Annotated in this window: 16 protein-coding genes; 6 read left to right on the forward strand and 10 right to left on the reverse strand. The window is 70.9% G+C overall.

Features of this window, described 5'->3' with window-relative positions; translation table 11 throughout:
* Nucleotides 1-16: 16 nt before the first annotated feature.
* On the forward strand, nucleotides 17-2992 hold the full coding sequence (locus tag ABS78_RS12810; RefSeq protein WP_293379582.1) for a TonB-dependent receptor: 2976 nt from the start codon (nucleotides 17-19) through the stop codon (nucleotides 2990-2992).
* Nucleotides 2993-3031: 39 nt separating this feature from the next.
* Here ABS78_RS12810 and ABS78_RS12815 read toward each other — a convergent pair whose 3' ends face one another.
* Together ABS78_RS12815 and ABS78_RS12820 are read right to left on the reverse strand one after the other, a co-directional pair.
* On the reverse strand, nucleotides 3032-3742 hold the full coding sequence (locus ABS78_RS12815) for a GntR family transcriptional regulator (RefSeq protein ID WP_293379584.1): 711 nt from the start codon (nucleotides 3740-3742) through the stop codon (nucleotides 3032-3034).
* Nucleotides 3739-4173 (reverse strand): GntR family transcriptional regulator, encoded by a 435-nt coding sequence (locus tag ABS78_RS12820; RefSeq protein WP_293379586.1) that lies wholly within the window; start codon nucleotides 4171-4173, stop codon nucleotides 3739-3741. The genes ABS78_RS12815 and ABS78_RS12820 overlap by 4 nt, the downstream gene beginning before the upstream one ends.
* Nucleotides 4174-4344: 171 nt before the next feature.
* On the opposite strand from ABS78_RS12820, the gene ABS78_RS12825 reads away from it, so the two are divergent.
* The 4 genes from ABS78_RS12825 (at nucleotide 4345) to ABS78_RS12840 (ending at nucleotide 8392) form a co-directional block, all read left to right on the forward strand.
* Nucleotides 4345-5355, forward strand: a complete 1011-nt coding sequence (locus tag ABS78_RS12825; protein WP_293379588.1) for a putative sulfate exporter family transporter — start codon at nucleotides 4345-4347, stop codon at nucleotides 5353-5355.
* Nucleotides 5356-5395: 40 nt separating this feature from the next.
* The gene (locus ABS78_RS12830) at nucleotides 5396-6286 is read left to right on the forward strand and encodes a TauD/TfdA family dioxygenase (protein ID WP_293379590.1); all 891 of its coding nucleotides are present in this window, start codon (nucleotides 5396-5398) and stop codon (nucleotides 6284-6286) included.
* A 67-nt stretch (nucleotides 6287-6353) separates the two neighbouring features.
* Entirely contained in the window at nucleotides 6354-7169 is an 816-nt protein-coding gene (locus ABS78_RS12835) for an enoyl-CoA hydratase/isomerase family protein (RefSeq protein WP_293379592.1), read from the forward strand.
* A gap of 56 nt (nucleotides 7170-7225) precedes the next feature.
* Nucleotides 7226-8392: an acyl-CoA dehydrogenase family protein gene (locus ABS78_RS12840; RefSeq protein ID WP_293379594.1), complete on the forward strand. Its 1167-nt coding sequence runs from the start codon at nucleotides 7226-7228 to the stop codon at nucleotides 8390-8392.
* A gap of 39 nt (nucleotides 8393-8431) precedes the next feature.
* On the opposite strand, the gene ABS78_RS12845 is transcribed toward ABS78_RS12840, so the two are convergent.
* Complete coding sequence (locus ABS78_RS12845) at nucleotides 8432-10093, reverse strand: acyl-CoA dehydrogenase family protein (protein ID WP_293379596.1); 1662 nt, start codon at nucleotides 10091-10093, stop codon at nucleotides 8432-8434.
* A 77-nt stretch (nucleotides 10094-10170) separates the two neighbouring features.
* On the opposite strand from ABS78_RS12845, the gene ABS78_RS12850 reads away from it, so the two are divergent.
* The gene (locus ABS78_RS12850) at nucleotides 10171-10797 is read left to right on the forward strand and encodes a glutathione S-transferase family protein (RefSeq protein ID WP_293379598.1); all 627 of its coding nucleotides are present in this window, start codon (nucleotides 10171-10173) and stop codon (nucleotides 10795-10797) included.
* Nucleotides 10798-10810: 13 nt separating this feature from the next.
* Here ABS78_RS12850 and ABS78_RS12855 read toward each other — a convergent pair whose 3' ends face one another.
* The 7 genes from ABS78_RS12855 to ABS78_RS12885 all read right to left on the reverse strand — a co-directional run bounded on the left by ABS78_RS12855 (nucleotide 10811) and on the right by ABS78_RS12885 (nucleotide 16981).
* Nucleotides 10811-11608, reverse strand: a complete 798-nt coding sequence (locus ABS78_RS12855) for an alpha/beta hydrolase (RefSeq protein ID WP_293379600.1) — start codon at nucleotides 11606-11608, stop codon at nucleotides 10811-10813.
* Nucleotides 11609-11686: 78 nt separating this feature from the next.
* On the reverse strand, nucleotides 11687-12565 hold the full coding sequence (locus tag ABS78_RS12860) for a D-alanyl-D-alanine carboxypeptidase family protein (RefSeq protein ID WP_293379602.1): 879 nt from the start codon (nucleotides 12563-12565) through the stop codon (nucleotides 11687-11689).
* Complete coding sequence (locus tag ABS78_RS12865; RefSeq protein WP_293379604.1) at nucleotides 12553-13644, reverse strand: aromatic ring-hydroxylating dioxygenase subunit alpha; 1092 nt, start codon at nucleotides 13642-13644, stop codon at nucleotides 12553-12555. The genes ABS78_RS12860 and ABS78_RS12865 overlap by 13 nt, the downstream gene beginning before the upstream one ends.
* 214 nt (nucleotides 13645-13858) lie before the next feature.
* The gene (gene ftsH / locus ABS78_RS12870) at nucleotides 13859-15745 is read right to left on the reverse strand and encodes an ATP-dependent zinc metalloprotease FtsH (protein WP_293379606.1); all 1887 of its coding nucleotides are present in this window, start codon (nucleotides 15743-15745) and stop codon (nucleotides 13859-13861) included.
* Nucleotides 15746-15941: 196 nt separating this feature from the next.
* Nucleotides 15942-16175 (reverse strand): 30S ribosomal protein S21, encoded by a 234-nt coding sequence (gene rpsU, locus ABS78_RS12875; RefSeq protein WP_111275467.1) that lies wholly within the window; start codon nucleotides 16173-16175, stop codon nucleotides 15942-15944.
* A gap of 226 nt (nucleotides 16176-16401) precedes the next feature.
* Entirely contained in the window at nucleotides 16402-16764 is a 363-nt protein-coding gene (locus ABS78_RS12880) for a YdbL family protein (protein WP_293379608.1), read from the reverse strand.
* Between the two features lie 19 nt (nucleotides 16765-16783).
* Complete coding sequence (locus ABS78_RS12885) at nucleotides 16784-16981, reverse strand: YnbE family lipoprotein (protein WP_293379610.1); 198 nt, start codon at nucleotides 16979-16981, stop codon at nucleotides 16784-16786.
* Nucleotides 16982-17007 lie beyond the last annotated feature (26 nt).

The raw sequence follows: 17007 nt of genomic DNA on the forward strand, positions 1-17007 counted from the left end.
AATCAGGGAGGGCAGGATGAACAGGTGGGCTTTGGGGTTGGGCGTGTCGGCTCTGGCGGTCCTCGCGGCCGCGGACGGCGCCTGGGCGCAGAACGCGGCGACCGATGTCGAGGAGGTCGTGGTCACCGGCACCTTCCTGGCCGGGACGCCCGAAGGCGGCGCGCAATCGGTCGATGTGATCACCGCCCAGGAGCTGGAACAGCGTGGCGCGCCCACGATGGTCGAACTCATCAAGACGATCGGGGCGTCCGGGAGCGTCGTGGGGGAAAGCAACCGCTTCCTCGGCGGCACGGCCGGCGCGGCGACGGTCAACCTGCGCGGCTTCGGCGCGGCGCGGACACTGGTGCTCTTCAACAGCCGGCGACTGGCCTATGCGCCCAGCGCCGCGCCGTCGGTCTCCAGCGCCGTGGACATCAACCTCATTCCGCAGGCCGCCATCGGCCGGATCGAGGTGCTCCGTGAAGGGGCGGCGGCGACCTACGGGTCCGAAGCTGTCGGCGGGGTGGTGAACTTCCTCTCCCGCCGGGACCTGGAAGGCCTGGAGCTGGATGCGAGCTACGGGTTCGTCCGCGGGTCCAACGGCGACTACGGCGTCAACGGCGCGTACGGCTGGCGCAACGACCGGGGGAACCTGCTGCTGACCGCAGGCTATCGCCGCCGCAGCGAACTCTGGCTGATCGACCGCGACGAATGGTCGATGCGGACGCCCGACATCAACGCGGCCGGATGGTCGACGGCCTCGACCCCCGGCGTCTTCCTGACGGGTACGGCGGCGCAGCTGGCCAGCGGCGCCTTCGCCACGTCGTTCCTGGACAACGGCTGCGTGGAGCTGGGCGGCGTCCTGGCCAACCCCGCCTCGCCGGCGGCCGGATGCCGCTATCACCCGACGATCAGCGACAACCTCGTCAACGACGAGCATCACTATCAGCTCTATGGAGAGGTGAACTTCGACCTCGCCGACGACCTCGAGTTCCACGGCGAGGCGATGTGGGTCCGCCGCGTCGTGCCGCACGAGCGGGTCATGGCCGCCAGCTCCACCACGCAGTTCCCATCGCCCATCGCGGCGTCGGGCGGCTCGCCGGGCGGCGGCACGTCGCCCTATCCCGCGGTGGGCCTGAACCAGCAGTCGCGCTTCTATGTGCCCAACACCAACCCCGGCCTCGTGGCCTTCCTGGCCCAGAACTGCCCCGGACTGGGCGCGCCCGTCTGCACGAACGCCGCCGCCAACGGGGTGGTGGCGTCGCCCACCTTGTGGCGGCCCCTGGGCTTCGGCGGCAATCCGCTGACGGGCGGGGCGGCGCTTCAGAGGCGCCAGGCCGAGGCGTTCCGGGTGGCCGGCGGCTTCAAGGGCCGGCTGCCGGTCCTCAACGCGAAATGGGATGCGGGCGTCACCTACATGCGGGCCGAGGGCTATGCCGAGAACGGTCCCGGCACGTCGGTGAGCCGTCTGCAGCTGGCGCTGCGGGGCCTGGGCGGGCCGGGCTGCAACCCCGTGACCGGGACGCCGGGCGTCGGCGCGTGCCAGTACTTCAATCCGTTCGCCAACGCCTACCCGGGCAATCCGATCACGGGCGAGCGCAATCCGTTCCATGCGCCCGCCGCCGCCAACTCGGCCGAGGTCTGGGGCTGGATCGAGGAGAACACCTTCGTCAGGTCCGTGAACCAGCTCTTCACCGCCGACGCCGTGCTGTCGGGCGAAGCGCCGATCACGCTGCCGGGCGGCGCCGTCGCCTGGGCGGTGGGCGGCCAGTGGCGCTATGACTCGACGCTCCTGAGGTCCTCGGCGGATCTGGGCGCCACGCCGTGCGTGGATAGTCTTCCCTACGGAGACGGCCTCCCGCTCTGCACCGGCGGCACCGGGCCGTTCACCTTCGTCTCGGCCTCGGCGCCGATCGACGTGGACCGCAGGGTGACGGCGGGCTTCGCCGAGCTGAGGCTCCCGATCACGACCGACTTCGAGATCACCGGGGCGGTCCGTCACGAGCGTTTCGGCGGCGCCTTCGGCTCGACCACCAATCCGAAGCTGTCGGCCCGCTGGCAGGCGACGCCGTGGCTGGCGGTGCGCGGGTCGGTCGGCACCACCTTCCGCGCGCCCGACCAGACGGCGCTGTCGCCGGGATCGATCCGCAGCGTCTCGTTGTTCAATCTTCCCGGGGTGGGCGCGCTCTATCGCACCGTGGACGTGGCGGGAAACCCCGGCCTCACGCCGGAGAAGGCGACGACCTACAACGCCGGCCTCGTGGTGCGGGCGGGCGGCTTCTCGGCCACGGTGGACTACTACAAGATCGCCTTCCGCAACGAACTGACCAACGAGGTCGCGGGCCGGGTGGTCTCGACGATGTTCCCGGGGACGTCTCCAGCCACATGGGGTTGTGCGAACGCCGTCCTGCGGGCGCGCTTCACCTTCTCGGACGACGGTGATCCGACCACCGACGACTGCACGCCGGCCAAGCTGCTGGGAGTCCGCACCAACCTGATCAACGGCCCCGACGTGGACACCTCGGGCGTCGACTTCAGCCTGCGCTACGACATGCCGTTCGCCGACGGCGAGCTGTCGTTCGCGGCCGAGGGCACATACCTGATCGCCTACAAGCGGGGCGATGTGGTCGCGCCGGAGGGCTTCCTGATCACCCCGGCGGCAAATCGCGCGGGGACCAGCGAACTGCTGAACGCCTTCTATTCCTACCCGCGCCTGAAGCTGATCGGCAGCATCAACTACAATCGCGGCGACCATAACCTGCGGTGGGTCACGCGCTTCCAGGAGGGGACCGACAACCTCGTGACCGGCGCGCCCACGCTCCGGACCAAGGACGAGATCCAGCACGACCTGATCTATGCCGGGACGGTCGGCTGGGACACCCGTGTCACCGTCGCGGTGAAGAACATCCTCGACAAGGACCCGCCGTTCGCGCGCAGCCAGTACAACTACGACTACACCCAGGGCAGCCCGCTGGGGCGCGTGGTCGAGATCGGCCTGCGTCGGCGGTTCTGACCCGGGCCTCTCTCCGGCGCCGGTCGATCCGGCGCCGGCTCAGGCTTCGTTCCGCAGGCGCAGGATCTCGTCCAGGGACTCCAGCACGATCCGGCGCCCTTCGGCGTCGGCCGCCTCGGCGTCGCCGTCCCGGACGGCCCGGACGATCCGGGCCCAGGTGTCGGAGGACCGATGTTGGCGACCCTTGCCGAAGACGCCGGCCCAGGGCGCCGCGATCTCGCGCTCGAAGTCCACGAGGATGTGCGCCAGGTACGAGGCGCGTCCGATGCGGTTTATGATCTCGGAGATCCGGCGGCGCACCTGGATGTAGTCGGCCACCGGGCCGTCCGGGTCGTCGGCGATGCTCCGCAGCAGCGCCACGCCGGCGTCCAGGGCGTCCAGCGCCTCGGCAGGCCGGGGTTCCGTCTCCGCGGCCATCCGCATCCCCAGGCCGCTCAGGTCGGCGCGGATGTGGAAGATCGAGGTCAGTTCCTCGGCCGTGAACTCGCGGACCACGGCGCCCGCCCGGCCTTCCAGCCGCAGGAGGCGCTCACGCTCCAGAAGCTTCAGGGCGTCGCGGACCGGGCCGCGGCTGACGTCGAATTCCGCCGCCAGTGGCACCTCCCGGATTCGCTCGCCGGGCTTGATCTCGCCGAACTGGATGCGTTCGCGCAGGCGATCGGCGATCTGCTGCGCCAGGTTCGGCGACGAGCGTTGCGCGCCGGCGCCGAGGTGGGCGGTCGCCTTGAGATACCGCTGCGTCTCGGTCATGCCGCGCCCTGGAGCAGAAGGCGCTGCAGGGCGACCCGCTGGAGCAGTTCGCTCAGCCGCGGGTCCTGGGCGCGCTGTCCGAGGCGCTCCAGCTCGGATCGGGTCGCCAGCAGCTGGGCGTACCGATCGCCGCCGCGGGCCGGGCCTTTGAAGGCCCTGTCCGCCTTGGCCTGAAGCAGGTTCAGCAGCACCTGCCACACCCGCTCGACCTCTTCGATTCGAAAGTCAGAGGGTCCCAGGATGGTCGCGCCGCGCCGCGAGCTGAAGCGTACGGCGCCCAGCATCTGCAACCGGTGAATGACGTTGCGGGCAAAGGCGTGGGTGCCGCCGCAGACGTCGGCGACATCCCGTTCGGTCAGTCGGGCGCCGGGCGCGAACGCGCCGCCGAACACCTGCTGGACTATGTATTCCGCAGCGTCTTCAGGATCCATGGCTCGGTCGGTCGACGCCTCCTCCGTCGGGCGGAAGTTAGCGGAACCTCGCGCGGCTGCGAAAGGGGCCATTGTCACTGGGGCCGAGGTCCAGGCGTCAAAGTCTCGAGTTCAGATGTAAATTATTGACAATAGAAGTGCGTTCCCTAGGGTGGTCCCTCAGGAGGCGGCGTGAGCGGCGGATCGGACAGTTGGGCGGGATGGCTGGCGTTGCGTCGGGTCGGGCCGGGCTGTGCGATGGCGCTAGGGCTCGGTGCGCTGGCCATCGCCATATCGCGTTTCACGGCCTTGCCGGCGCCGCTGCTGGCCCTGGCGGCCGGCGTCCTGGTCCGTCCGGTGGCTGTCGGAGTCGATCTCGCGCCCGGCGCCCGCCTGGCGGCCGGCCCGCTGCTTCGGGTGGGGGTGGTGCTCCTGGGCCTGCGCATGGACGCCGAGGTCGCGAGCGCCGTCGGGTGGCCGACGGTGGCGCTGCTTGGGAGCCTGGTTGCGGCGACCCTGGCCTTCGGGCTGGGCCTGGGCCGGACGTTGCGCCTGGATCCCCGGTTCAGCGCCGTGCTGGCGGCGTCCACGGCGATCTGCGGCGCGGCGGCGGCCCTGGCCGTCTCGGCCGTCATGCCGGCGTCGCCCGAACGCGAGCGGCAGGCCGCGGTGGCGGTGGCGGCCGCCACCGTCTTCTCGACCGTGGCCATGATCGCCCTTCCGGGACTGGCGGTCCTGTTCGGATTCGACGCCCGGCAGGCGGGCTTCTTCCTGGGCGCGTCGATCGCCGACGTGGCCCAGGTGGTGGGCGCCGGCTATGCGCTCTCGCCCGAGGTCGGCGACGTCGCCGTGGCCACGAAGCTGACGCGCGTGCTGTTCCTGGTTCCGGTGGTGCTGATGGCGGCGCTGGCGTTCCGCGGACGGGATTCGCTGGGACCCGGTTCCTTGGGACGGGTGCGCGCGCCGCTGTTCGTGCTGGCGTTCTTCGGCGTCGCCATCGTCAGCATCCTGGGCCTGGCCCCCGCCTCCCTCAGGCCTCCGGGCCAGGCCTTGTCGGACCTCGCCCTGGCGGCGGCGGTCGCGGGGCTGGGCCTGACGTTGCCGGTGCGGGCCGTGTTCGACCAGGGCCCGGGACCGCTGGTGCTCTCGTCCTGCGGCATGGCGTTCATCACCGCTGTCGCGGCGGCCGTATCTCTCCTATGATGTCAATAATCGACGATTGGCCTGAGGCCGGAGGACGTTCATGAGTTTCAAGGTCGAAGCCCGCACCGCCAAAGGTCCGCGTGTGCGCAACGCATCCGGCCGCGCCAGCGATTTCCGGCACATCCACATCCGGCGCGTCACGCCGCTGATCGGCGCCGAGATCGAAGGGGTCGATCTTTCGCAGCCGCTGTCCGACGAGGTCTTCGGCGAGGTCCGCCAGGCGCTCGAGGATGGTCTCGTCATCTTCTTCCGCGGCCAGGACATCACCCCCGAGCAGCAGCTCGCCTTCGGCCGCCGGTTCGGCGACCTGCACGCCCACCCCGCGGCGCCCCACGTGCCGGGTCATCCCGAGCTGATGATCATCGAGGCCGACGAGAACTCCGAGCGTGCGAACGGCGAGGGCTGGCACAGCGACGTCTCGTGCGACGAGGAGCCGCCCATGGGCTCGATCCTGCTGATCCGGGAGTGCCCGCCCGAGGGCGGGGACACCCTGTTCGCCAACATGTACGCGGCCTACGACGCGCTCTCGGACCGGATGAAGGCGCATCTGGAGGGCCTCACCGCCGTGCACGACGGCGAGCATGTCTATCGTGGGCTCTATGCGAACCTCGGCGTGGCCGACAAGCCGACCTACCCGCGCGCGATCCACCCGGTCGTGCGCACCCATCCCTGGACCGGGCGGCGCAGCCTCTATGTGAACCCCGCCTTCACGACGAGCATCGTCGGCCTGCCCCGGGACGAGAGCGACGCGCTGCTGCGCTATCTCTACCAGCACCTCCAGCACCCCCTGTTCCAGTGCCGGTTCCGCTGGGAGCCGAACGCCATCGCCTTCTGGGACAACCGCTGCGCCCAGCACCATGCGATCTGGGACTACTGGCCCCACCGTCGCTCGGGACACCGGGTCACCATCAAGGGCGAGCGGCCGGTCTAGCCGCCGGCCCTCCCCTTCCGCGCCCACCGCCCTTTTCGCCATCGACCCGGCCGCCCGAGGAGCCTGCATGACCGACGATCCCCTGTTCGACGCCCGCTGGGCGTCCCTGGCGATCACGCGCGACGGCCCGACGGTGGAGGTGGCGATCCGGCGGCCGGAAGCCCGCAACGCGCTGGACACCGCGACGCTGGAGGAACTGACGGCTGCGGCCCGGCTGCTCCGCCGCCGCCCCGACGTCGCCACGGTGATCCTCACGGGCGCAGATCGGTACTTCTCGGCCGGGGCCGATCTCAACAGCGTCCGCGACCGGATTTCGCAACCCCCCCTGATGAGCGCCCGCAACGCCATCATGGCGGGCCCCGACCTCTGCCAGGCCTGGGACGAGGTCGAGGCGGTCACGATCGCGGCCATCGAGGGCTACTGCATCGGCGGCGCCTGTGCGCTTGCGCTGGCCTGCGACTTCCGCGTGATGTCGCGGACCGCCTACCTGCGCCTGCCCGAAGCGCCCCTGGGCATCAACATGAGCTGGCGGACGCTGCCGCGGCTCGTGGCGCTGGCCGGGCCGGCGCGGGCCAAACGCTTCGTGATGTTCGGCGAAGCGCTGGAGGGCGAAACCGCCCTGGCCTGGGGCCTGTGCGACGATCTGTCGGAAGAGGGCGACGCCCTGGCCACGGCCCGGACGTGGGCGTCCAAGGTCGCCGGCCTGCCGCCCCTGCCGGTTCGCATGACCAAGGAGGCGGTCTCGGCCATCAGCGCCGCGACGCATCACGCGAGCATCTACATGGACCGCGACCAGTACCTGCTGACGGCGCGCAGCCAGGACTACCGCGAAGGCGTGGCGGCGTTCTTCGAGCGTCGCGCCGCGCAGTTCCAGGGTGACTGAGGCGCCAGTTTCCCGCCCCGAGATTCCACAAACCGCTCTCAGAGGAAGGCCGCGACATGTCGCAGACGCCGTCGATCGACGACGCCACCCTGGACCAGTTCGTCACCGTGGTTCGCCGGTTCTTCCGCGAGCGCCTGCGGCCACTGGAGCCCGTGGTCGCGGCCGACGACCGGGTGCCCGATGAGGTCTATGCCGAGATGCGCGACCTGGGCCTGTTCGGGCTGTCCGTGCCCGAGGCCTATGGCGGCCTGGGCCTGTCGATGGAGGGCGAGTGCCGGATCGCCTTCGAGACCGGGGCCGCGTCGCCCGCGTTCCGCAACTGCTTCGGCACGAACATCGGGATCGGCAGCCAGGCGATCGTGATGGTGGGTTCCGAGGCGCAGAAGATGGAGTGGCTGCCGCGCATCGCCAGCGGCGAGATCATCACGGCGTTCTGCCTGACCGAGGCCGAGGTGGGGTCGGACGGCGGCGCGGTGCGCACCCGCGCCGTCCGCGAGGGCGACACCTATCGCCTGACGGGCGCCAAGCGCTTCATCACCAACGCCGACCGGGCCGGGCTCTTCACCGTGATGGCCCGAACCGGCGACGAGGGCTCGGGCGCGCGCGGCGTCTCGGCCTTCCTGGTCCCGGCCGCGTCGCCGGGCCTCTCCGTAGGCCGGCCCGAGCGGAAGATGGGCCAGCATGGCACCCACGTGTGCGACGTGGTCTTCGACGACGTGGAGGTTCCGGCCTCGAACCGGCTGGGGGCCGAGGGCGAAGGGTTCCAGATCGCCAAGCGGGTGCTGGATCGCGGCCGCCTGCATCTGGCCGCCGTCGCCGCGGGGGTGGCCGAGCGCCTCATCGGCGACATGCTGGCCTACGCCGCCGGACGGCGGCAGTTCGGGCGCCCGATCGCCGAATTCCAGCTCGTCCAGGGCCTGATCGCCGATTCGCAGACCGAGTACATGGCGGCCCGCGCCCTGGTGCTGGAGACCGCGCGCCGGCGCGACGCCGGCGCGGCGGTCGTGCTGGACTGCGCGGCCTGCAAGTATTTCTCGACCGAGATGGTGGGGCGGGTGGCCGACCGGGCCGTCCAGGTGTTCGGCGGCGCGGGCTATGTGGCCGACTACGGGATCGAGCGCCTGTATCGCGACGTCCGCCTGTTCCGGATCTACGAGGGCACGAGCCAGATCCAGCAGATCGTCATCGCCAAGGAACTCCTTCGGCAGGCCGCGGTGTCCTGAGTCTCCCCTGAGCCGGCCCCGCGGCGCCTTCGGGCGACCTCAGTTGGCGCCTTCCAGCAGGCGCCTGGCGATGACCTGGGCCTGAATCTCGCCGGCCCCCTCGAAGATGTTGAGGATGCGGGCGTCGGCGAGCACGCGGCTGATCGGCGTCTCCACCGCAAAGCCCGTGCCGCCGTGGATCTGCACCGCATTGTCGGCGGCGGCCCAGGCGATGCGGGCGGCGGTCAGCTTGGCCATCCCGGCCTCGAGGTCGCAGCGGCGGCCCTCGTCCTTGGCGCGGGCGGCGAACCACGCCAGGCGGCGCGCGCCCAGGATCTCGGCCGCCATCATGGCCAGCTTGTTGGCCACCCGGGGGAAGCGGGCGATCGGCTCGCCGAACTGGCGCCGGGTCAGGGCGTAGTCCACCGCCAGGTCCAGGGCGTTCTGGGCCACGCCCAGGGCGCGGGCGGCGGTCTGGATGCGGGCGCTCTCGAAGGTGGCCATGAGCTGGACGAAGCCCTGGCCTTCCTGCCCCCCCAGCAGGTTGGCGTGCGGGACCTCGAAGCCGTCGAAGCCGATCTCGTATTCCTTCATGCCCCGATAGCCGATGACCCCGATCTCGCCGCCGGTCATGCCGGGCGCGGGGAAGGGCTGGCCCTCGGTCCCGCGCGGCTTCTCGGCCAGGAACATGGACAGGCCCCGATGGTCCTTCCTGTCGGGATCGGTGCGGACCAGCAGCGTCATCAGGTCGGCGCGGGCGGCGTGGGTGATCCAGGTCTTCGCGCCGTAGACCTTCCAGACGTCGCCCTCGCGGACGGCGCGGGTGCGGAGGCTTCCGAGGTCTGACCCGGCCTCGGGCTCGGTGAAGACGGCGGTGGGAATGGTGGTCCCGGCGGTGATGCACGGCAGGAAGCGCTCCTTCTGGGCCGGCGTGCCGTGCGCCAGGATCAGCTCGGCGGCGATCTCGGAGCGGGTGCCCAGAGACCCTGTGCCGATCCAGCCCCGCGACAGGGCTTCCGACACGACGCACATGGCCACCTTGCCCAGGCCCGAACCGCCCCAGGCCTCGGGCGCGGTCAGGCCGAAGACGCCCAGGTCGCCGAGCTCCTGCAGCAGGGACAGGGGAATCAGCTCGTCGCGCATGTGCCAGCCGTGGGCGTGGGGGACGATCCTCTCCTCGGTGAAGGCGTGGAACTGGTCGCGGATCGCCTCCAGGGTCTCGTCCAGGCCGCTGGCCTCCAGCGACGGGCGTCCGCGGGCCTGCTCCAGCAGCTCGACGATCCTGTGCTTGACCGCCTGCGACGCGCCGGGCCGCAGCCGGCCCAGGACATGGCTCAGCCGCTCGGCGGGGGCGAAGACGTCGGCCGGGCGGAAGATCTCGCCCTGGTTCATCGGGACGCCGCCCTGCAGCTGGCTCAGGTACTCGTGCGCCAGGAGCTGGGCGGGCAGGGCCTCGGCCTCGGTCAGCCGACCCTCGGCCTCCAGCGCGTGCGCCCACGCCGCGGTCTGGCGCAGCGTCTCGGCGTAGGCCGCGGCCCAGGCCAGGCCGTGCGCCGCATGCTGCTCGGCGTCGACGGCGGCGCGGTCCACCCGGCCGTCGCGGAGCACCCGTCCGGACACGGCGGCGCCGATGGCCGACGCGAGGCTCGCCGCTTCCGCCGCGGCGTCGTCCAGGAGCCGGGGGAGGTGCGGCAGGATGAGGGAAGATGGCGTGACGGTCATGCCGGCCTTATGCCACGCTTGCGTTGCGTCAGGTCAGGCCGCTTTTCTACGCCAGCCGCAATCCGAGGAAGCGCTCCATGATCGTCGTCCAACATCTGAACGACTCCCGTTCCCAGCGCGTGCTCTGGCTGCTCGAAGAGCTCGGGACGCCCTACGAGATCAAGTTCTATCAGCGCGACGCGACAACCCGCCTGGCGCCGCCCGAACTCTCGGCGGTGCACCCGCTGGGCAAGTCGCCCGTGATCACCGACGACGGGCGCACCGTGCACGAGTCCGGGGCGATCGTGGACTACATCCTGCGCCGGCACGGCGGCGGGCGGCTGATCCCGGCGACTGGCAGCGACGCGTACGAGGCCTACAGCCAATGGCTCCACTACGCCGAGGGCTCGGCGATGCTGCCGCTGATGCTCATGCTCTATACGGGCCGCCTGGGCGAAGCCGCCGCGCCGCTCCAGCCGCGCATCGAGAGCGAGCTGGCCAATCACCTGGGCTATATCGACCGGTCGCTGGCCGGCCGCGACTGGCTGGTGGGCGAGGACATCACCGGCGCCGACATCAACCTGAGCTTCGTGGGCGAGATCGCGGGCGTCTTCGGCCGCCGGCCCCAGTATCCCAACATCGAGGCCTGGGTGAAGCGCTTCCAGACGCGTCCGGCCTACAAGGCGGCCCTGGAGAAGGGCGGCGCCTACAGCTACGCGCGGTAGGTCCGGCGACGGCTCATTCGAACGGCGGGAAGTCGTCCTCGTCGGGGATGCCGTCCAGGAAGTCGAGGACCGCCGCCTTCAGCGCTCCGTGCGGGATGGCCGAGAAGTGGTCGCAGCCCGGCAGGCTCTTGCCCTTGCCATAGGGGAAGACGGCGGCCAGCTCGGCCGGATCGCCGGCCAGGTCGTCCCGGGCGCCGGCCACGACCAGCACGGGCATGGGCAGGCGGCCCAGCGCCGCACGATCCAGAGGCGGGCTGACCGCGGCCGACGAGGCGGCCAGGGCCTTCCGATCCTCGCCCTGCTCGTCGGCGAAGTGGCGGAAGCTCTTCAGGAAGTCGTTCTCGATGGTCTCGGGGTCGTCCGTCCCCATGGCCTGGGCCATCGCTTCGGCGGCGCCGGGCCGCGGCGGATCGAACAGCTTGCCGCCGACGCCGCCCAGCACGAGGTTCGAGACCCGATCCGGGGCGTCCAGGGCGAGCTGCATCGCCGTGCGCGTGCCCATCGAGTAGCCGAACACGTCGCAGCGCCCGACGCCCAGGTGGTCCAGCAGCGCCAGCGCGTCGGCGGCCAGATTCTGGCGGCCGTAGTCGGCGGGGTCGTGGCTCTTGACGCTCTCGCCGTGGCCGCGCTGGTCCAGGGCGATCACCCGGGTCCCGCGCCGTTCGAAGGCCGTGTACCAGCCGGTGCGCTTCCAGCCCTCGGCCCGGTTGGACGCGAAGCCGTGCAGCAGCAGCACGGTCCGTTGCGCGCCGCCCGGCGGGGCGATGTCGTCGTAGGCGAGGGTGACGCCGTTCAGGGTGGTGATGGTCATGGGGCGGGACCGTAAGGCCGGTGCGGCCACGCCGTCCACTGTCCACGCCGTCCTTTGGCGGCAGCTTCAGGTTGGACGTCAGGGCGCGCGTCCCGTCCACTCCCAGTGCCAGGGCTCGAACAGATAGTTCACGAATCCGAACCGGGCGGCGTTCGCGACCAGCCAGCCGTAGGCGGCTGTGCCGCTCATGTGCCGGCGGCTGGGCGCGGCGGTGGAATCGGCGCCGAATCCCTCCGCGTGGCCGACGTAGAGGTCGAGGGCCATGCCGGTGCGGTGCGCCGAGCAGCGGGCGCGGGCGATCCCGTCGCAGTTCCCCTCGGCCAGGCAGCGCGCGGCGTCCAGGGTCGGGCTGCGATAGCCGGAGAAGGGGCGCAGCGCATCCGGGTCGGCGGCGATGGCCGGCTCCTCCTCGCGGGCGGCGGCGACCATGCGCCGCCAGGCGTCCAGCGCCGCGGGATGCGCCCAGACGGCCTTGTCGCCCAGGGCCTCGGCCGGGCGGAAGGCGGCGATCACCTCGGCGGTCTCGGGACACGCGCCGGCCGCCACGCGGGCCACGAACGGCCGCGCCGCCTGGGACCGGACGCGGAAGGCCTCGAAGGCGACAGGAGTCATCAGGCCGTCGGCGGGCAGGCCTTCGCGCCCCTGCCAGGCCGCCAGCGCCGCGGCGAAGCCCTCGCTGCCCGGCGGGCAGCGTGTCGCGAGCGTCTGGGACAGCGCCGGCGCATAGGCGGCCCAGCCCGTCTCCGCACGGCCGAAGGGCGCCCAGACCAGGGTCTCGAGCGATCCGGCGTTGGCTTCGGCCGCGGCGGTCCAGCCGGGAGCGGCGCAGTGGTCGGTCGCCCGCGCCGCGCCTGCGCCGAGCGATGCGGCCAGCGCCACCGCACAGGCGCCGGCCCAAGCGCCTGCCCAGGCGCCTGTGGGGCGGATCGAGGCCCGGCGCGGGCCTAGCTGCGCCACCGCAGGGTCGCCGGCTTGACGGGATTCTCGAACGGCCGGCCCTCGCGGCGGCTCGCCGCCCATTCCCGCTTCAGCGCCTGGTACCACTTGGCCTGGCGGTCGGCGTCGTCGATCCACAGCAGGGTGGGATCGTGCTTCAGGCCCTGGTTCTGGAGTTCGACCATGTGCGCGTCCTGGCGCAGGAACGTGCGCGCCATCACGCCCACCACGGGCTTGAGGAGGCCCAGGGCCGGGTGGTCGGACCAGACGATCTGGCTCACCTGGGTCCGGTGGGCGTCCAGCGGCGTCAGGCCGGTGAGCGAAAGCACCTGCCGCTTTCCCACCGTCACATGCTCCCAGCGCAGGCCCGGCAGGCGGAACACGATCTCGGTCTCGGGGCGGCCGCCCAGGATGGCGTAGGCGCGGCTGTTGCTGGACGGCGCGTGTCTCACCATGGCGAAGCCGGCCTCGCGCGGTTCGAACCGCTTTTCCTTGTCGTGCATGCTGGCGGCCGTCCGCCACCACCACTGGCGATGCACATAGGGCCCGTGGGCCGGGTCCATCAGGCCCACGACCGCCTGGTCGATGTGGGCGTCGAAGACCATACGGTCCACCAGTTTGGGCGCCCCCCCCACCACGCCGGGGAAGGTGGGCGGCGGGTGGTCGGGTTCGCCCTCGGGCGCGCCGCCGACCCAGACGAAGATCAGGCCCTGGCTCTCGACGATCGGATAGCGGCGCACGCGGATTCGCGCGACGTCCATCGTCTGGTCCGCCGTCAGCGAGGGGATCGCCGAACAGGCGCCGTCGGCCCGGAAGCGCCAGCCGTGATAGGGGCAGGCGATGCTCTCCACCCCGAAGGCGTCGCGATGAAACGCGCCGGCCGAGAGCGGCGCGGCGCGGTGGGGACAGACGTCGCGCAGCGCGAAGAGCTGGCCGCCCGGCGAGCGGCCCAGCACCACCGGTTCGCCCAGCAGGTCCATGTGGATCGGCCGCCCGGGCTTCAGGTCCCGGTCCAGCGCCGCCAGATACCAGGTGTCGGTCAGGAATCCCTGGCCGAACCGGGCGTCGGCGCGGACCGTGCGCGGGCTACCGTCGGGCATCTGCTTCCATAGGGCTGAGGTCACTCCTGCGGCGATTCCCGGAACTGGAACGCGGGGCCAGGGCGGCCATTTCGCCACGAAACGCGGCCGGCTCCAAGCGACTGTCCCGGTGCGGGCGACGCCGGCCAAACCAAAGGGCGGCCGCCTCGCAGCGACCGCCCCCTGGTTGTTCTGCTTCGGGCTGTTCCGTTTCGGGTCGTGCCGTCGCCGGCGGTTACGCCGGCTCGGCGCTGGGCCGGGGCGAGATGGGCACCGCGACCGCGGGGCCGGCAGGCTTGCGGACATCGGCGTCGGTGCGGGTGGGCGCGACGCCGTTCAGCACCTGGACGATCTCCTCGCCGCTCAGGGTCTCGTACTCCAGCAGCGACTTGGCCAGGACGTGCAGGGACTCGATCTTCTCGGTCAGGATGCGGCGGGCCTCGCTCTCGCCGGCCTCCACAAGGCCGCGGACCTCCTCGTCGATGATCTTGGCGGTCTCTTCCGAGACGTTCTGGTTGCGCGCGACCGAATGGCCCAGGAACACCTCTTCCTGGTTCTCGCCGTACTCCACCGCGCCCAGGCGGTCCGAGAAACCCCACTTGGTCACCATGGCGCGGGCCAGCTTGGTGGCCTGGCTGATGTCGGAACTGGCGCCCGAGGTGATCTTCTCCTTGCCGAAGATCAGTTCCTCGGCCACGCGCCCGCCGAACAGGATCGCCAGCCGCGAGGTCATCTGCTCGTAGCTCATCGAGAACTTGTCGCGCTCGGGGAGCTGCATGACCATGCCCAGGGCGCGGCCGCGCGGGATGATCGTGGCCTTGTGCACCGGGTCGGTGGCCGGGACGTTCAGCGCCACCAGGGCGTGGCCGCCCTCGTGATAGGCGGTCAGCTTCTTCTCGTCCTCGGTCATGACCATCGAGCGGCGCTCGGCGCCCATCATGACCTTGTCCTTGGCGTCCTCGAAGTCGCGCATGGTGACCATGCGGCGGTTCTTGCGCGCGGCCATCAGGGCGGCTTCGTTGACCAGGTTGGCCAGGTCGGCGCCGGAGAAGCCAGGGGTGCCGCGGGCCACGACCTTGACGTCCACGTCGGCGGCCAGGGGCACGTTCTTCATGTGGACGCGCAGGATGCGCTCGCGGCCGTTGATGTCGGGGTTCGGCACCACGACCTGGCGATCGAAGCGGCCGGGACGCAGCAGGGCCGGATCCAGCACGTCGGGACGGTTGGTGGCGGCGATCAGGATGATCCCTTCGTTCGCCTCGAAGCCGTCCATCTCGACCAGGAGCTGGTTCAGCGTCTGCTCGCGCTCGTCGTTGCCGCCGCCCAGGCCCGCGCCCCGGTGACGACCGACGGCGTCGATCTCGTCGATGAAGATGATGCAGGGGGCGTTCTTCTTGGCCTGTTCGAACATGTCGCGCACGCGGCTGGCGCCGACGCCGACGAACATCTCCACGAAGTCCGAGCCCGAGATGGTGAAGAACGGCACGCCCGCCTCGCCGGCGACGGCGCGGGCGATCAGGGTCTTACCCGTGCCGGGCGGGCCGATCAGCAGCGCGCCCTTGGGAATCTTGCCGCCGAGGCGCTGGAACTTCTGGGGGTCCTTCAGGAAGTCGACGACCTCCTGAAGCTCTTCCTTGGCTTCGTCCACGCCGGCCACGTCCTCGAAGGTGACGCGGTTCTTGTTCTCGGTCAGCAGGCGGGCCTTCGACTTGCCGAAGCCCATCGCCCCGCGGGCGCCGCCCTGCATCTGGCGCATGAAGAAGATCCAGACGCCGATCAGCAGCAGTATGGGCAGCATGTTGAGGAACAGGCTGGTCAGAAGATTGCCGCCGCTGCCCTTGACCGAGATGTCGGCGCCCTGCTGTTCGAGCCGGCGGACGAGATCGTCCTGGTTGCTGGGCGTGACGGTCGAGAACGTGCGGTTGGACTGGTCGGTCACCTCGACCACCGGTCCGCGGATGATCGCCTTCTTCACCTCGCCGGAATCCACCTTCCGGAGGAGCTGCGAATAGGTGACCTCGGCCGCCTGGGCGCTGGCGCGGGTGCCGCCGGCCATCATGCTGTAGAGGCCGACCAGGGCGACGACGACGACGCCCCAGATCACGAGAGTGCGCATGTTCATAGACGACCGTTCCCAGGTAAGCGGCGCATGTCAGACCACAGATAGGACGCCGACCGACGACATGCCATTCGGCGCATTGACGCCGCGACCCTACACCGCGGCATGACCAGATACGCAAAAAGGGCCGCGCCGGCGGCGCAGCCCTTCAGATAAGCATCATTCGTGCCAGCTTTTAGGCCCGTGGTGGCCCAAGGACTTACCGCGACGGCTTCTTCGGCGCGGCGATCAGGCCTTCGCGCTGGGCGCGCTTGCGGGCCAGCTTCCGGGCGCGGCGGACGGCTTCGGCCTTCTGGCGCGCGCGCTTCTCGGAGGGCTTTTCGTAGTGGACGTGCCGCTTCATCTCGCGGAACGAGCCTTCGCGCTGCATCTTCTTCTTCAGCGCCTTCAGGGCCTGATCGACGTTGTTGTCGCGGACGAAAATCTGAACCAGAGGAACCTCTCCTGCCTACGCTAGCCGCCCGCCTCCGCCGGCTGAAAGGCGGCGAGCGTGCAAAAATGGATCGCCCGAAGGTGTTACCCTTCGGGTTTGAGGGCGGGCTGATACCAGAAGCGATGGTCGGTGTCCACGGGACTCGCTGTGCGCAGGACCGCCAAAGGACGCGCGGCGGCGAGCGCCGCCTGGAAGGCGGGCGCCCGCGCCGCCGGGGTCCGAAACCCTACTTCCGGGTCCAGGCCCCGCCCGCAGGCTTGTAGTACTCGCCCGGCTTCAGGAGCGACTGGACGACGGTGTTGTAGGCCGATGCGCCCGCCGCGGCTTCGGACACGCCGTTCTTGGCCGCGGCTTCGCGGTAGAGCTGGGCGCGGCCGGCGTTGATCTCGGCCACCGCCGCCTGGATCGCGGGGTCGGACGCCGGCTTCACGAAGCCGAGGAAGCCGTCGGCCTGTTCGCCGACCACGCCCTGAGCCTTGGCCGCGTCGACCACGGACTTGCTGTTGGCCGACTGGGCGACCGCCGGCTGGGCGAGGGTGAGGGCGGCCAGAACGGCGGCGCCTACGTTGAAGAAATCGGTCTTTTGCATCTGTCGGTCTCCTCTCCCGTCAGAAGAGGTTGGGGTTCTTCTGGATGAGGGCCTTGACGTCCTCGTCCAGTTGCAGCCGGACGTTGGCGTCCAGTTTCGCGTAGATGGTGATGGGCGCGACCTCGACCCGCACGGTCGGGGCGCAGGCCGAAAGGCCCGCGAGCGCCAGGCTGGCCAGCGCGGGCACGACGACGGCCTTGGCGGCGGCGATCCTCATGGGGCGATATTCCTCATCATGTCTCC

Source organism: Phenylobacterium sp. SCN 70-31 (assembly GCF_001724605.1).
In the GTDB taxonomy this organism is placed as follows: domain Bacteria; phylum Pseudomonadota; class Alphaproteobacteria; order Caulobacterales; family Caulobacteraceae; genus Phenylobacterium.

Coding starts and splice junctions, on each gene's coding strand:
- ABS78_RS12810 (WP_293379582.1), top strand. CDS start 17: ATGAACAGGTGGGCTTTGGGGTTGGGCGTGTCGGCTCTGGCGGTCCTC.
- ABS78_RS12815 (WP_293379584.1), bottom strand. CDS start 3,742: ATGACCGAGACGCAGCGGTATCTCAAGGCGACCGCCCACCTCGGCGCC.
- ABS78_RS12820 (WP_293379586.1), bottom strand. CDS start 4,173: ATGGATCCTGAAGACGCTGCGGAATACATAGTCCAGCAGGTGTTCGGC.
- ABS78_RS12830 (WP_293379590.1), top strand. CDS start 5,396: ATGAGTTTCAAGGTCGAAGCCCGCACCGCCAAAGGTCCGCGTGTGCGC.
- ABS78_RS12835 (WP_293379592.1), top strand. CDS start 6,354: ATGACCGACGATCCCCTGTTCGACGCCCGCTGGGCGTCCCTGGCGATC.
- ABS78_RS12840 (WP_293379594.1), top strand. CDS start 7,226: ATGTCGCAGACGCCGTCGATCGACGACGCCACCCTGGACCAGTTCGTC.
- ABS78_RS12845 (WP_293379596.1), bottom strand. CDS start 10,093: ATGACCGTCACGCCATCTTCCCTCATCCTGCCGCACCTCCCCCGGCTC.
- ABS78_RS12850 (WP_293379598.1), top strand. CDS start 10,171: ATGATCGTCGTCCAACATCTGAACGACTCCCGTTCCCAGCGCGTGCTC.
- ABS78_RS12855 (WP_293379600.1), bottom strand. CDS start 11,608: ATGACCATCACCACCCTGAACGGCGTCACCCTCGCCTACGACGACATC.
- ABS78_RS12865 (WP_293379604.1), bottom strand. CDS start 13,644: ATGCCCGACGGTAGCCCGCGCACGGTCCGCGCCGACGCCCGGTTCGGC.
- ftsH (WP_293379606.1), bottom strand. CDS start 15,745: ATGAACATGCGCACTCTCGTGATCTGGGGCGTCGTCGTCGTCGCCCTG.
- ABS78_RS12880 (WP_293379608.1), bottom strand. CDS start 16,764: ATGCAAAAGACCGATTTCTTCAACGTAGGCGCCGCCGTTCTGGCCGCC.
- ABS78_RS12885 (WP_293379610.1), bottom strand. CDS start 16,981: ATGAGGATCGCCGCCGCCAAGGCCGTCGTCGTGCCCGCGCTGGCCAGC.